The sequence below is a fragment of the Pseudomonas yamanorum genome (genome assembly GCF_900105735.1).
GTDB lineage: Bacteria > Pseudomonadota > Gammaproteobacteria > Pseudomonadales > Pseudomonadaceae > Aquipseudomonas > Aquipseudomonas yamanorum.
This window is the reverse complement of sequence record NZ_LT629793.1, coordinates 5,729,255-5,744,082: the sequence shown is the minus strand read 5'-3', so window position 1 is coordinate 5,744,082 and position 14,828 is coordinate 5,729,255. Positions and strand designations below refer to the sequence as shown.

Sequence of the window (14,828 nt, the reverse complement as noted above, 5' to 3'; positions counted from 1 at the left end):
GGGTGCGCTGATGCTTGAACTCGAAGACAACCTCACCCACCTGACGCTGGCGCCAGCGTTGGGTGGCAGCCTCGTCAACTGGACCGTGCGCAGCAGCGGCGAACCCTTGCTGCGCCCTACCGATCAACAAGCACTGGCCACCGGTTTGCCGGGCAAGCTGGGGGGCTTCCCGCTGGCGCCCTGGTCGAACCGGGTGGCCGAGGGTGGCTTTGATAACCCGTCTGGGTGGTTGGCACTCGAACCCAACAGCCCGCTGGACCCGCTGCCGATTCATGGCAGCGCCTGGCAGCAGGCGTGGCACGTGGTCAGCCAGGCGCTGGATGAGGTGGTGCTGCAACTGGACAGCAGAACCCCCTTTGCGTATCGCGCCGAGCAGCGGGTTCAGTTGAAGGACGGCAGGTTGAGCATCACGTTGCGCGTCACCCATCTGGCGGAAAAAGCGGCGTGGCATGGGCTGGGATTGCATCCGTATCTGCCCCGCAAGCCCGGCACGCAATTGCAGGCCAAGGCTGGGCAAGTATGGATGAGTGATGCATCGAAATTGCCGACAGGCCTGGCTGCCGTGCCCGCCGAGTGGGATTTCCAACAACTCAAGTCGTTGCCCGAGGCGCTGGTGGACAACGGTTTTTGCCAGTGGGACGGGCGCTGCGTCATCCAGCAGCCAGACTTAGGTTACACCCTGGAATGCCAGGCCACCGGCAGCGACTACTACCTGCTGTACTGCCCGCCGGGGCTGGATTTTTTCTGCTTCGAGCCGGTGAGTCATCCGGTGAATGCCCATCACCTGCCGGGCAGGCCGGGGTTGAAGCTGTTGGAACAGGGCCAGTCGGCAGAACTGAGTTTCAGCCTGCAATACAGCTCCCTCTAGCGACACAAAACCCATGTGGGAGCTGGCTTGCCTGCGATGCAGGCAACTCGGTCTTTCAGGTACACCGAGGTGATGCCATCGCAGGCAAGCCAGCTCCCACATTGATTGCATTCCACAATGGAGACTTCCGGTGTGTCAGGGCGGGGTGTTTTTGAGGCGCCCCGCCGTGTCGATACTCACCACCACCGACAACCCCGGCCGCAGCCGTTCACTCTGCTCCTGCCCCGGGTCGACGGTGATCCGCACCGGCACTCGCTGGGCGATCTTCACAAAGTTGCCGGTGGCGTTATCCGCCTGCAACAGGCTGAACTCCGACCCGGTCGCCGGCGAAATACGCTGCACCGTGCCGTGAAACTTGCGATGGTCCAGGGCATCCACGGTGAAGGTCACCGGCTGGCCGACCTGCACGTTGTCCATCTGGGTTTCTTTCATGTTGGCAATCACCCACAGCTGGTTCGGCACCAGCGCCATCAACTGTGCGCCGCTGTTGACGTAGGCCCCGAGGCGCACGCCAATCTGGCCCAGTTGCCCGTCACGCGGGGCGATGATGCGGGTGTTCGACAGGTCGATACGCGCCAGTTCCACCGCCGCATCGGCATTGGCCACCGCCGCCTCCAACGAACCGCGATTGACGATCACTGTCTGCAAATCCTGCCGGGCGATTTCCAGGCTGGCCTGGGCCTGGGCCACGGCTGCGATGGTTTGCGCATTGGCGGCACGGGTCACGTCCAGATCGCGCTTGGACACCGAACCGTCGCTGATCAACTCTTCGTTGCGGCGCAGGTCAGCGGTGCTCTTGCGCGCCTGGGCCTGACTGTCGGCCAAGGCGGCCTGACGCAGCTTGATGGTCGCCTCGGCACTGTTGCGTTGCTGCACCACATTGGCCAGGGACGCCTGCTGCACCGCCAGTTGCGCCAGGGCCTGATCCAACCGCTGCTTGTAGATGCGGTCATCGAGGCGCACCAGCAAATCCCCGGCCTTGACGTACTGGAAGTCCGTCACCGGCACTTCATACACGTAGCCGCTGAGCTGCGGCCCGATGATCGTCACCTGGCCACGCACCAGGGCATTCTCGGTGGTTTCCACGGCGCTGCTGAAGGGCGGCAATTGCCAGGCGTAGAGCACGATCAGCACGCCGATAATCGCAATCGCGGCAAAGCCCATGGAAGAGATGATGCGCACCCGCAGGGAGCGCGGTTCGGTGGCCGGCATGCTCGGCGGCGCGGTGCCTTCCGGCGTGGAAGCGATGGCGTTGGTGGTGGTCGTCGTCGGTTCGGTCATGAAGAAAGTGCGCCGCTGGGTTGAACGGGAGGCGCTGCACTGGCGGCAGCTTTAGTGGTACTCATCAGCCAGAGGCTGCGGATAAAAATCCAGATCATGGTGAGTATGGCGATGATCGCGATCAGCATGAATACATCGTTATAGGCCATCACATTCGCCTCGCGAGTGGCCGCGGTGGCCAGGCTGCGAATCCCCATCAGGTTACGCAACTCAGGGTCGGCGATCACCCCGCCATAGGCCGAGCCGCCACTGGCTACACGCGCTGCCACACGCGGGTCGAGCAAGGTCAGGTGTTCGACGATCATGCTGGAATGGAATTTTTCCCGCACGATCTGGAACGTACCCAGCAATGCCGCGCCGATCAGGCCGCCGAGGTTCTGGCAGATCCCGAACAACACCGAGAAACTCACCAGGTTCCTGGGGTTGGTCAGCACGTTTTTCGTGCCCAACACCATGGTCGGCCCGAGGAAGAACGTGCCGCCAAAGCCTAGCAGGAACTGGCTGATGTACATGTTTTGCGGGCGCGTGAGGTTGCTGGAGAAGCTGTCCATTACCGACCCTGTGGCCATGAAAGCCAAGGAGATGATCAATGGCATCAACAGGTGCGCCGGGTTGATGGTCAACGCGCTGACGGCAAGGCCGGCAATCGCTCCCGCCAGCATCACCCAGTACAGCGTGCGCATCTGCTCGTTGCTCATGTTCAGCATCTGCATGAAGCCCACGGCGCCGGTGGACTGCTCCGAAAGCACCATGCGAATCAGCACCACCGCCAACGCCAGGCGAATCATTGCCCCGCTGCCGAGCCAACGGGTCATCAGCAACGGGTTGGAGCGGTTATGTTCGATGGCCAGGCCGGCCATGATCAGCACCAGCGAACAGGCCGATGCGACGCCGATCCACGGGGCTTCCAGCCACCAGTCGATACGCCCCAGGGACAGCACGGCGCAGAGCAAGGCGACGCCGGTGGCGAGGATGGCGAAGGTCAGGAAGTCGAGTTTTTCGAAGGTCTTGAAGCGGTCGCCCGGGGGCAACTTGAGCAGGAATACACAGCCCAGGCAGGTCAGGGCCATGCCCAGTTCGAACAGGTAGAGGCCGCGCCATTCGGCGATTTGCAGCAGGTCTTCGGAGAACAGTCGGGCCAGGGGCAGTGCCAGTTGCGCGGTGCCCAGGCCGAGGACCAGGGCCTTCATCCGCCATTTCGCAGGGAAGGCCTGGATCATGTAGTACAGGCCCAGGGAGCTGAGGGCGGCGCCGACCATGCCGTGGGCCGCGCGTACGGCGATGGCCGAGCTGAGGTCGTTGACGAACAGGTGGCCGAAGGTGACCAGGGCGTAGAGCACCAGGAACACTTCGGTGAAAGCGCGCAGACCAAATTGCTGGCGGAACTTGACCAGCAGCAGGTTCATGGAGACGTTGGTCATGACATAGGCGGCGGGGAGCCAGGCCATTTCTGCGGTGGTGGCGCCCAAGGCGCCTTGCAGGTACACCAGGTTGGCGATCACCAGCGAGTTGCCGAGACCGCCGGTGATTGCCACCAGCACGCCGACCAAGGCGTATGCCCAGCGTTTGCGGGTGGAATGCAGCGGCGTCGACGGCGAGCCCGGCAGGCTCGGGCGCTCGTGGGGCTGCCAGGTGTGGGGGGTGTATTTGTCCATTCGGTGGCCTTGATGACCGGCGTTCGGGGCCGGCGGAACGGTTACTCAGGGAGTAGTAAACCTGAGTGGAGTTCAACTTGCCATCTTGGGAGGGATTTGGGCGGTTGGGGTGTATATCCGTTGCTGCGGTAACGGCGGCTTATGGTTCCGCTCTTACAGCGGCTCACTTTTGAACAGCGCAAAAGTAAGCAAAACGCTCTTGCCCCATCACTCGGCACCTGGCTTAGGCTCGGTGTGCCCGCACTCCGGCATTACGAAGCGGGCACGGTCAAATGTGGGAGCTGGCTTGCCTGCGATGGCATCACCTCGGTGTGTCTGAAAAACCGAGTTGTCTGCATCGCAGGCAAGCCAGCTCCCACAGAAAAGCAGAGCTGCATCAGCTTCAGATTTGGCTTTCGCTCTGGATTTTGTCTTTGCTTTTAACACTCAAGCCGGCCGGGAGGCCGCTGTGCTCTTGCTTTTGATCTTGATCTGACTGCCCCAATAAGCCCGAGGCCGAACGCAGGCAGTGCGGAGCGGGTAAACCGGCAGGACGCCGTTACCTAAATAACGGATATGTACACCTACCCCCCTCAAACCCACCCCAACCAACTCCAATACGTAGCCGCAAACACCAACATCAACCCATACCCAATCAACGTCACCAAAATCCCGACCTTGGCAAACTGCCGCGCCGTAAACGTGCCGGTCCCCAAACACACCATGTTCTGCGGCGCATTGATGGGCAGGATAAACCCGTAGCTCATCACAAACCCCAGCAACATCGTCATCCCCAGCCGACTGAACTCCCCGGGCAGCGTCTGCAACACCGCAATCAAAATCGGCAACAACGCCGAGGTCAACGCCGTGGCACTGGCAAACCCCAAATGAATCACAATCAAAAACGCCCCCAGAATCGCAAACACCCCCAGCGGCCCCACCTGATCCAACCCGGTATGCGCCACCACCTGCGCACCCAGCCACTGCCCCGCCTGGGTCGTCAGCAACGCCGTACCCAGGCTGATACCCACCCCGAACACAATCACCGTGCCCCACGGAATCCGCGACTGCACATCCTTCCAGGTCATCACCCCAATCCCCGGCATCAGCAAAAACACCAACCCGGCGTAGGTCGTCGAAGTCGTATCAAAGCTGTGCAGTCGTCCCTCGGTGGCCCACGCCAGCAAGAGCAATACCGACACCGTCAGCAACCGCTTCTGCGGCCCCGTCATCGGCCCGATATCCACCAGCGATTGCGCCACCGCCTCCTTGCCCCCGGGAATGCTGTCACTCTCCGGCGGCAGCAGCTTCAACACCAAAAACAACAACACCGCCGACATGATCACTGCCCACGGCGCCCCGGCGATCAGCCAGTCGATCCACGACACCCGCTGCCCCAGCATCTTATCCATGAAGCCAACCGTCAGCAGGTTCTGCGCCGCCGCCGTCTGAATCCCGACGTTCCAGATGCTCGTGCCCTGAGCCACGACGATCATGATCCCGGCCGCGATATTCGAACGCTTGTCCACGCCGAACGCCGCAACCACCCCCATCATGATCGGCACCACACACGCACTGCGCGCCGTCGCGCTGGGCACCACCAGGCTGAGGAGGATGGTCACGGCAATTGCCCCGACGAGAATTCCCCGCGTGCTGGTCCCCACGCGCGTCAGGGTGACCAATGCGATGCGCCGGTCCAGGCCGGTATGGGTCATGGCTGCCGCGATAAACAACGCACCCGCCACCAGTGCCAATGCCGGGTTGGAAAACCCCGTCAACGCCATGCTGATGGCTGGGCTGGAGCCGATCAGGTGCGTGGGGTCTTGCAGCGACGGCGCAGTACCGAGCAAAAAAGCCATCAATGAGGTGATCATGATCGCGCTAGCCTCATAAGAGACCGCTTCGGTGATCCACACCACCACCGCAAACGCGAGGATCGCCAGCATCCGGTGCCCGGCCACCGGCAAGTCGGCCGGCAACGGCAACAGCAACACGCCGACCATCACCAGCACGCCGGCCACCAGGCCCAGGGGCAACTTGAATGAAGCAGCAGTTGTTGCAGGGGCACTCATGGGGTTCTCCGTCGGCCTTTAAATCAGGCCCACAGCATGAGGCAAAGCGTCACGCCCGGTGTTGACGGGTATCAAGTGGCTAGGCCAATAGCTGGGTCAACACCGCCCGCAACTTGCCGGGTTTGACCGGCTTGTTGAGCAATGGCGCATCCAGCCGCTGCAAGGCACGGCGGCATTGGTCGGTGCGGTCGGCGGTAATAATCACTGCCGGAATCCTGCGGCCAAAATGCTCGCGCAACTGGTGCACCACCTCACTGCCCACCACGCCATGGTCCAGGTGATAGTCCGCGAGAATCAGCTCCGGTGCCCTGCCCTGCAACGCAACCATTGCGCCTGCCTGATCGGTCGCAGTGACCACCTCGCAGCCCCACTGCCCAAGCAGCGCGCTCATGCTGTCGAGGATGCTGACTTCGTTGTCCAGCACCAGCAGGCGGCGCCCCGGCAGCGGGTTGCCGGTGCTCGGTTGCGCGGCCACCACGCTGATGGGCAGCGGCATGTCCTCGCTGATGGGGACTTCGATGCTGAACATCGAACCGCGCCCCGGCCACGAACGCACCGCCACCGGATAACCGAGGACCTCGGCGATACGCTCGACAATCGCCAACCCCAGTCCCACGCCCTTGCGGTCGGCGGCGCGGCCTACGTCCAGTTGATTGAACTCCAGGAAGATGGCGTCCAGACGGTCCGCCGCAATTCCGCGCCCGGTGTCCCACACCTCCAGGCGCAACCGCTCACCCCGGCGGCGGGCGCCCAGCAGGATGGTACCCGCGCTCGTGTAGCGGCAGGCGTTGCTGAGGAAGTTGCGCAGGATCCGCGTCACCAGCCGCAGGTCGGTGTTGATTGCGTAACGACCTGTATGCGCCCTCAGGTTCAGCCCGGACGCCGCGGCCACCGACTGGAATTCCGAGACCAGCGGTGCGAACAGTTCGTCGAGACGGTACAGGGCGATGTCCGGCTTGACCGCCGCTTGATCGAGCCGCGAAATATCCAGCAAGTCGGTGAGCAAATCCTCGGCGCCTTCCAGGGCCTGGTGGGTGCGCTCCACCAACACGTGTTCGACGCTGGGCAAGTTGCGCTCACGCAGGGTGGAGATCAGCAAGCGCGCGGCGTTGAGGGGTTGCAGCAGGTCATGACTGGCGGCGGCAAGGTATTTGTCCTTGCTGCGGTTGGCGGCCTGGGCGGCATCCCGGGCATCGCGCAGGTCCTGTTCGATCTTCTCGCGCTGGGCGATTTGCTGTTGCAGGTTGCGGTTGGCTTCCAGCAACTCGTCGGTACGCGCCGCGACCCGCTGCTCCAATTCGTCGTTGAGGCGGATGTAGCGATTGCGCTCGGCTTCCAGCTCGTCGAGGCGCGCGGTCAGTTCGGGGTAATGACTCTTGCGCGCCGAGTGGTTGCCCAGCCCCAGCAGCCCCGCGAGTGCCCGTTGCTGATCGTCAGAGAGCTTCGCCATAGACGACCTCGACGTCACGCTGGCTGGATTCACGCGGGTTGGTGAGGATGCACGGGTCGTGCATGGCGTGCTGCGACAGAAAGGGAATGTCCGCCACTCGAATCCCATGCAGGCCGAGGGTTTCATGGAAGCCGATCGCATGCTTCAAGGCGATCAAATGGTCCACCAGCCGGCCGCAGATTTGCCGGTGGTTGAGGCCCCGGCAATCAATGCCGAAGGTCTCGGCAATCACCTTGAAACGCTCCGGTGCCGCGCTGTAGTTGAACGCCACCACATGTTCCACCAGCACCGCGTTGCACAGGCCATGGGGCAGGTCGAGAAAGCCTCCAAGGCTGTGGGACATGGCATGCACGGCGCCGAGGATCGCGTTGGAAAACGCCAGCCCGGCCTGCATGCTGCCCAGCATGATTTTCTCCCGCAGGGCGATGTCGCCGGGGTTGGCGATCATCTGCACCAGGTTGCCATTGATCAGACGCATGGCTTCCAGCGCGTGGGGATCGGTCAGCGGGCCGTGGCCGGTGGACACGAAGGCCTCGATGGCATGCACCAGCGCATCGATGCCGGTACAGGCCGAGAGAAACGGGTCCATGCTCGCCGTGGTTTCCGGGTCGATCAGTGAGACATCGGGCACCACCGCCTTGCTGACGATGGAGAACTTCATGCGCTCCTGCTGGTTGGAAATGATCACGAACTGCGAGACATCCGCCGAGGAGCCAGCGGTCGTCGGGATCAGGATCAGCGGCGGGCTCGGCACGCGGATAGTGTCGACGCCTTCGAATTCGAGGATGCTGCAGCCATGGGCGACCACGATGCCGATGGCCTTGCCGCAGTCCATCGGGCTGCCGCCACCGACGGCGACGATCACGTCGCAATGGTTTTCACGGTAGACCTCGGCGCCGAGCATCACTTCTTCAACCCGGGGGTTCGGCGAAACGGCGGTGTACAGGCAGTAGTCGATGCCGATGGCTTGCAGGCTGGCCTCGACATCGGCCACCCAGCCGACAGCAACCACGCCGGGATCGCTGACCACCAGCACCTTGCGCGCGCCAAAGGTCTTGGCATAGTTGCCTACGTTGTGCCGGCAGCCGGCGCCAAAGATGATTTCAGGGGAAACGAATTTACGCAGGAGACTCAGGTTCGGGCTCATTGGTAAGCCTGTTTTTATTATTCTGGAAGATGCACTCCACACTAACCCATCCGGCACTGAATGCAATCAGACCAATGGGTAGCCCTGGAACCGCGACGCACGGCACGATCTACTACTTTGGTACTGATTCCCCTCTCTATCGTCGCATTCCCAAGGGATCGAGACTGGCATGTAATGGGCGCATGCCCCTATGGATCGGACCTGCTTGAATAAGCAAAAATAATAAGGCGAACGTCCATGTACAAAATTCTGATAGCCGACGATCACCCACTGTTTCGCGAGGCGATCCACAACGTCATCAGCGACGGGTTCCCGGGCAGCGAAGTGATGGAAACCGGCGACCTGGACAGCGCCCTGGCCCTGAGCCAGGAGCACGACGACCTGGATCTGATCCTGCTGGACCTGAACATGCCGGGCATGCACGGCCTCAATGGCCTGATCAACCTGCGCAACGAGTCGCCGACGATTCCGGTGGTGATCGTGTCTGCCGAGCAGGACAAGCAGGTCGTGCTGCAAGCCATCACCTATGGCGCGGTGGGGTTTATCACCAAGTCCTCGCCCAGGCTGCAGATGACCGAAGCGATCCAACAGATTCTCAACGGCAATGTGTATTTGCCGCCGGAGATTATTCGCAGCCAGAAAATCGGCGGGCAACGGCGCATGAATGATTGCCTGGGGCTTGCGCCGGAGCTGCTGCAAGCCCTGACCCGCAAGCAATTGCTGGTGCTGGAACGGATGACCAAGGGCGACTCGAACAAGCAAATTGCCTATAGCCTGGATATTGCCGAGACCACCGTGAAGGCCCATGTCTCGGCGATCCTGCGCAAGTTGAACGTGCACAATCGGGTGCAGGCGATTCTCAGCGCCGGGGACATCGACTTCGGTGCCTACCTGCGGCGCTGATACCCGTGCATTTCAAGGCACCTGCATGAGGGCCCGAAACAGCATGCCCGCCGCCACCAGTACACACAGGGTGGCAAAACCCACCTGCAAGGTGCGCGCGTTGATCACCGAGCACAGGCGCCGCCCCGCCAACATGCCGACAATGCTCGAACCGATAAACACCCAGCCCATCGGCTCGATATTGACCCCGGCATGAAACGCGCCGATCACACCGATCAACGAGATCAGGCTGATCACCATCAGCGAGGTGGCGACGATGCCGCGCATCTGCACATCGGTCAGTTGCTTGAACGCCGGCACGATCAGGAAGCCGCCGCCCACACCGAGCAAGCCCGAGACCGCACCGGTCACTGCGCCGAGGGCCGCCAGTGTGGCGGTGCATTTAGCGGTCCAGGAAAAGCGTCCGGTCTGTTGATTGAGCATGCAGTTCTTCTGGCCCCACGACGCGGTGCCATGGTCGCTCGGCCCGGCCTCAAGCTTCTCCCGTTGCAGCATGCGCCAGGCCACCAGCACCATCAGCGCGCTGAACAGGCCCATCAGGACTTTCTCAGACATCTGATGGGCGAAGAACACCCCCAGCGGCGAAAACAGTGCGCCGAGCAGCGCAATCAGCAGCGCCGCGCGGTAACGCACCAGGCCATGGCGCAAGCCATCGATAGCCCCCACGGCGGCGGCGGCACCCACCGCGAACAACGACACGGGTGCGGCCTGGGTCATGGTCAACCCCAGCCCCAATACAAGAGCCGGGACACCAAGAATGCCGCCCCCGGCGCCGGTCAGGCCCATGACCAACCCCATCAACACGCCCAGAAAACTTGCCAGCAGCATAGGGTTGCCTCAATCCACCTTGGCCAGACGGGTCAGCCACTCGCGGCCCTTGAGCATGCCGTTCCAGTAGAACCACGGCAGGAAGCTCGCCTTGAGAAACCACGCCGAACGCCGTGCCACGGTCGGGTCGAGGGGAAAGGTCGGCAGCAACTTGCCGCCATAGCCGAACTCTGCCAGCACCACCTTGCCCTTCTCCACGGTCAGCGGGCAGGAGCCATAGCCGTCGTACTTGAGGGGCAAAGGAGCCTGTTTGCGCAGGGCCAGCAGGTTTTCCGCCACCACCACAATTTGCTTGCGCACGGCCGCTGCGGTCTTGGCGTTGGTGGTGGAGCACACATCGCCGAGGCCGAAGATGTGCGGGTAGCGCAGGTGTTGCAGGCTATGGGGGTTGACTTCGCACCAGCCGGCGGCATCAGCCAAGGGGCTGTTGCGGATAAAGTCCGGGGCGACCTGCGGTGGGACGACGTGCAGCAGGTCGAAGGTTTTCTCTTCGACGCGCACATTGCCTTCGGCGTCCTTGATCTCGAACCAGGCCTTGCGCGCGGGGCCGTCGACCTTGATCAGGTTGGAGTTGAACGCCAGTTGTGCGGCGTACTTTTCAACGTACTTCATCAGCGGCGGGACGAAGGTGGCCACGCCAAACAAGGCGGCACCGGCCAGGTTGAATTCGACCTTGATGTTTTTCAGGTCACCCTGCCGGAGCCAGTGATCGCATGACAGGTACATGGCTTTTTGCGGGGCGCCGGCACATTTGATCGGCATGGCCGGCTGGGTGAACAGCGCCTTGCCATTTTTGAGTTGCTGCACCAGCTGCCAGGTGTAGGCGGCGTGCTCGTAGCTGTAGTTGGACGTTACGCCATGCTGGCCGAGGGTCTCTTGCAGGCCTTCGATCTTTTCCCAGGCCAGGCGCAGGCCCGGGCACACAATCAGGTTTTTCCAGGTCACTCGCTGGGCGCTGTCGAGCACCAGGGTGTGCTCGTCGGGCAGTAATTCGCTGACGGCCGCCTGGATCCAGGTGACGCCGTTGGGCAGCACGTCGGCCATGGGGCGCACGGTCTTTTTGACGTCATAGGCGCCGCCGCCCACCAAGGTCCAGGCCGGCTGGTAGTAGTGGTGGTCGCTGGGTTCGATCAGGATGATATTCAGGTGCGGGTCGCGCTTGAGCAGGCTGGCCAGCAGGCCGATGCCTGCCGAGCCGCCACCGATGACAACGATATCGCCACTGATGGTAGGTCCCCAGTGTTGGTCGTTCATGGTCTATGGCCTTTCTTTTAAAAGTGCACACAAGGGTCGTTGCCGTACGGCGTCACGCCCAGCTTTTTATCACGGCGCCGCAATACAGCCCGGACAGCGTCTTCATCACTTGAATCACTTCGTGGCTGGCAAGCCCGTAGAAAATGTATTTGCCTTCCCGACGGGTGGCCACCAACCCTTCGTCCCGCAGGATGCCCAACTGTTGAGACAGCGTTGGTTGACGCACACCGGTCATGGTTTCCAGCTCGCCAACGTTGCGCTCGCCCTGGGTCAACTGGCAGAGAATCAACAGCCGGTCTTCATTGGCCAGGGCCTTGAGCAAGGCGCAGGCCTTGGACGCGGAGGCACGCAATTGCGCGACTTCGCCTTCACTCAGGTTCGATTCCATTTGCGTGTGGCTCTCTCTGTCACTTAAGCTCAAAACATTATGTGTAAACGTAAAGTGATTGTAACTACTTATTTGGGACAACCGTCATGCCAGCGTTGATTCAATCCTTTCTGGACGAGGCGTCGTCGACCTACACCTACGTCGTCTATGAAACGGACGGTGGCCCGTGCGCCATCGTTGATTCGGTGCTCAATTACGACCCGGCCTCCGGACGCACCGGTACCGACCAGGCGGACAAGGTGGTCGCGTTTGTGCGCGAGCATGGCTTACAGGTGCAGTGGTTGCTCGAAACCCATGCCCATGCGGATCACTTGTCGGCGGCGCCGTATTTGCGTCGGCAGTTGGGGGGCAAGATCGCGATTGGCGAGTCCATCAGCAAGGTGCAGGGGGTGTTCAAGAACCTGTTCAACCTGGAACCGGAGTTTCGGGTGGACGGGTCGCAGTTCGACCATCTGTTTGCGCCGGATGAGGTGTTTCACATCGGCAACCTGAAGGCCCAGGCGCTGCATGTGCCGGGGCATACACCGGCGGACATGGCTTACCTGATTGATGACCAGTTGATTCTGGTGGGCGACACGCTGTTCATGCCGGATGTGGGCACGGCGCGCTGCGATTTCCCCGGTGGCGATGCGCGCCAGTTATACGCGTCGATGCGCAAGTTGTTGGCGTTCCCGCCGCAGACCCGGTTGTACGTGTGCCATGACTATCCGCCTGAAGGACGCGCCGCCAAGTGCCTGACCACAGTGGCTGAACAGCGGGCAGGCAATATTCATGTGCATGACGGGGTGGATGAGGCGGCGTTTGTCGAGATGCGCACCACTCGGGATGCCGGGTTGGGCATGCCGACGCTGTTGTTGCCGGCGATCCAGGTGAATGTGCGGGCCGGGGTGATGCCGCCGGCCGAAGCCAACGGTGTGGTGTATCTGAAGATTCCGCTCAACCAGCTTTGAAATGCACTGCCAATTGGGGGAGCTGGCTTGCCTGCGATAGCGGTGTGTCAGACAGCGCATCTGGTGACTGATACTCCGCCATCGCGGGCAAGCCCGGCTCCCACAGTTGAGCTGTGTTGTTTATGAACAGGGTGTATTAACCGAGATTGATGCCGTTGGCCGGTAGTGGCAGTGCGGTTTTGTAGCGCACTTGCTTGAGGGCAAAACTGGAGCGGATGTTGGCGACACCCGGGACCTTGGTCAAAAAGTCCATCATGAAGCGCTCCAGGGACTGGATGGTCGGCACCAGCACCCGAATCAAATAGTCGGGGTCGCCGGCCATCAGGTAGCACTCCATCACTTCTGGGCGATCCGAAATCGCCCCTTCGAATTGCTGCAATGCCAATTCGTTCTGCTTTTCCAGGCTGACGTGGATGAACACATTGACGTGCAGCCCCAGCAGGTCGGCGTCCAGCAGCGTCACCTGGTCGCGAATCAGCCCCAGTTCTTCCATCGCCTTGACCCGGTTGAAACACGGCGTGGGCGACAGGTTGACCGAGCGGGCCAGGTCGGCGTTGGTGATGCGGGCGTTCTCCTGAAGGGCGTTCAGAATGCCGATATCGATACGGTCCAGTTTGCGCATGAGACAAAACCACCTGTTTATTATGTTTATGCAGTTTTTTTATCCCCAAATGATCTCCAACGCAACGAAACAGAGATAAATATTCTCCTGAGCCGAGCCTATGATTGTTGTAGGACAAGATTTCTCCTATCCGGAGACGGATTGTCAGCTACCGCGCCCACTACAAGAAATTCACAAGATAGAGCGTAGAAAGCCATGACTCAGCAGTATGAACCACTGCGCCTGCACGTCCCTGAACCCTCAGGCCGCCCAGGCTGCAAAACCGACTTTACCTACCTGCGCCTGACTGACGCAGGCACGGTGCGCAAACCCCCAATTGACGTAGAACCCGCCGACACCGCCGACCTGGCCAAAGGCCTGATTCGCGTGCTCGACGATCAGGGCCAGGCCCTCGGCCCGTGGGCTGAAGGTGTGCCAGTCGAAATTCTGCGCAAGGGCATGCGTGCCATGCTCAAGACCCGGATCTTCGACAACCGCATGGTGGTCGCCCAGCGTCAGAAAAAAATGTCGTTCTACATGCAAAGCCTCGGCGAAGAAGCCATCGGCAGCGCCCAGGCCCTGGCCTTGAACATCGACGACATGTGCTTCCCCACCTATCGCCAGCAAAGCATCCTGATGGCCCGGGAAGTGCCGCTGGTGGACCTGATCTGCCAACTGCTGTCCAACGAGCGCGATCCGCTCAAGGGCCGCCAGTTGCCGATCATGTACTCGGTAAAAGACTTCGGCTTCTTCACGATTTCCGGCAACCTCGCCACCCAATTCGTACAGGGCGTGGGCTGGGGCATGGCCTCGGCGATCAAGGGCGATACCAAGATTGCCTCAGCCTGGATCGGCGACGGCGCCACCGCTGAATCCGACTTCCACACCGCCCTCACCTTCGCCCACGTGTACCGGGCGCCGGTCATCCTGAACGTAGTGAATAACCAGTGGGCGATCTCCACCTTCCAGGCCATCGCTGGCGGTGAAGCCACGACCTTTGCCGGACGCGGCGTAGGTTGCGGCATCGCCTCCCTGCGGGTGGACGGCAATGACTTTGTCGCGGTGTACGCCGCCTCCGCCTGGGCCGCCGAACGCGCCCGCCGCAACCTGGGGCCAACCCTGATCGAGTGGGTGACCTACCGTGCCGGCCCACACTCCACTTCCGATGACCCGTCCAAATACCGTCCCGCCGACGACTGGAGCCACTTCCCGCTGGGCGACCCGATTGCCCGCCTCAAGCAGCACCTGATCAAGATTGGTCAGTGGTCCGAAGAGGAACACGCGACGGTGAGTGCCGAGCTTGAAGCGGAAGTGATCAAAGCCCAGAAAGAAGCCGAACAGTACGGCACTCTGGCCGGTGGCCAGATTCCAAGCGCCGCGACCATGTTCGAAGACGTTTATAAAGAGATGCCGGAGCACTTGAAGCGCCAGCGTCAAGAGTTGGGGATCTGA

Annotated in this window: 13 protein-coding genes; 4 read left to right on the top strand and 9 right to left on the bottom strand. The window is 61.6% G+C overall.

The features are described 5' to 3' along the window. Window positions 1-10 precede the first annotated feature (10 nt). Entirely contained in the window at window positions 11-868 is an 858-nt protein-coding gene (locus BLU46_RS26990; protein ID WP_093207945.1) for an aldose 1-epimerase, read from the top strand. A gap of 135 nt (window positions 869-1,003) precedes the next feature. Here the strand turns inward: BLU46_RS26990 and BLU46_RS26985 are convergent, their stop codons facing one another. The 5 genes from BLU46_RS26985 to ercA form a co-directional block, all read right to left on the bottom strand. Then, a complete protein-coding gene (locus BLU46_RS26985) occupies window positions 1,004-2,149 on the bottom strand; it encodes an HlyD family secretion protein (RefSeq protein WP_093207942.1) in 1,146 nt (381 codons plus the stop codon). Next, a complete protein-coding gene (locus tag BLU46_RS26980; protein WP_093207939.1) occupies window positions 2,146-3,804 on the bottom strand; it encodes an MFS transporter in 1,659 nt (552 codons plus the stop codon). The genes BLU46_RS26985 and BLU46_RS26980 overlap by 4 nt, the downstream gene beginning before the upstream one ends. A 572-nt stretch (window positions 3,805-4,376) precedes the next feature. Beyond that, complete coding sequence (locus BLU46_RS26970; protein WP_093207934.1) at window positions 4,377-5,855, bottom strand: DASS family sodium-coupled anion symporter; 1,479 nt, start codon at window positions 5,853-5,855, stop codon at window positions 4,377-4,379. A gap of 79 nt (window positions 5,856-5,934) precedes the next feature. Next, window positions 5,935-7,305: an ATP-binding response regulator gene (locus tag BLU46_RS26965; RefSeq protein ID WP_093207931.1), complete on the bottom strand. Its 1,371-nt coding sequence runs from the start codon at window positions 7,303-7,305 to the stop codon at window positions 5,935-5,937. Further along, on the bottom strand, window positions 7,289-8,452 hold the full coding sequence (ercA, locus tag BLU46_RS26960; protein WP_093207928.1) for an alcohol dehydrogenase-like regulatory protein ErcA: 1,164 nt from the start codon (window positions 8,450-8,452) through the stop codon (window positions 7,289-7,291). Before ercA ends, BLU46_RS26965 begins: the two co-directional genes overlap by 17 nt. 237 nt (window positions 8,453-8,689) lie before the next feature. Between ercA and BLU46_RS26955 the strand changes: the two genes are divergently transcribed. Continuing rightward, window positions 8,690-9,355: a response regulator transcription factor gene (locus tag BLU46_RS26955; RefSeq protein ID WP_093207925.1), complete on the top strand. Its 666-nt coding sequence runs from the start codon at window positions 8,690-8,692 to the stop codon at window positions 9,353-9,355. 12 nt (window positions 9,356-9,367) lie between these two features. Here BLU46_RS26955 and BLU46_RS26950 read toward each other — a convergent pair whose 3' ends face one another. From BLU46_RS26950 to BLU46_RS26940, 3 genes are read right to left on the bottom strand one after another with little or no spacing between them, the layout of a single operon-like run. Then, window positions 9,368-10,183, bottom strand: a complete 816-nt coding sequence (locus tag BLU46_RS26950; protein ID WP_093207922.1) for a sulfite exporter TauE/SafE family protein — start codon at window positions 10,181-10,183, stop codon at window positions 9,368-9,370. Window positions 10,184-10,192: 9 nt separating this feature from the next. Beyond that, the gene (locus BLU46_RS26945; protein WP_093207919.1) at window positions 10,193-11,437 is read right to left on the bottom strand and encodes an FAD/NAD(P)-binding oxidoreductase; all 1,245 of its coding nucleotides are present in this window, start codon (window positions 11,435-11,437) and stop codon (window positions 10,193-10,195) included. Between the two features lie 52 nt (window positions 11,438-11,489). Next, a complete protein-coding gene (locus tag BLU46_RS26940; RefSeq protein ID WP_010166774.1) occupies window positions 11,490-11,825 on the bottom strand; it encodes an ArsR/SmtB family transcription factor in 336 nt (111 codons plus the stop codon). 86 nt (window positions 11,826-11,911) lie between these two features. On the opposite strand from BLU46_RS26940, the gene BLU46_RS26935 reads away from it, so the two are divergent. Then, window positions 11,912-12,775: an MBL fold metallo-hydrolase gene (locus BLU46_RS26935; protein WP_093207916.1), complete on the top strand. Its 864-nt coding sequence runs from the start codon at window positions 11,912-11,914 to the stop codon at window positions 12,773-12,775. 136 nt (window positions 12,776-12,911) lie between these two features. On the opposite strand, the gene bkdR is transcribed toward BLU46_RS26935, so the two are convergent. Next, window positions 12,912-13,397, bottom strand: coding sequence for a Bkd operon transcriptional regulator BkdR (gene bkdR / locus BLU46_RS26930; RefSeq protein WP_003212855.1), 486 nt, complete (start codon window positions 13,395-13,397; stop codon window positions 12,912-12,914). 195 nt (window positions 13,398-13,592) lie between these two features. Between bkdR and BLU46_RS26925 the strand changes: the two genes are divergently transcribed. Beyond that, window positions 13,593-14,828 (top strand): 3-methyl-2-oxobutanoate dehydrogenase (2-methylpropanoyl-transferring) subunit alpha, encoded by a 1,236-nt coding sequence (locus BLU46_RS26925; protein WP_063028550.1) that lies wholly within the window; start codon window positions 13,593-13,595, stop codon window positions 14,826-14,828.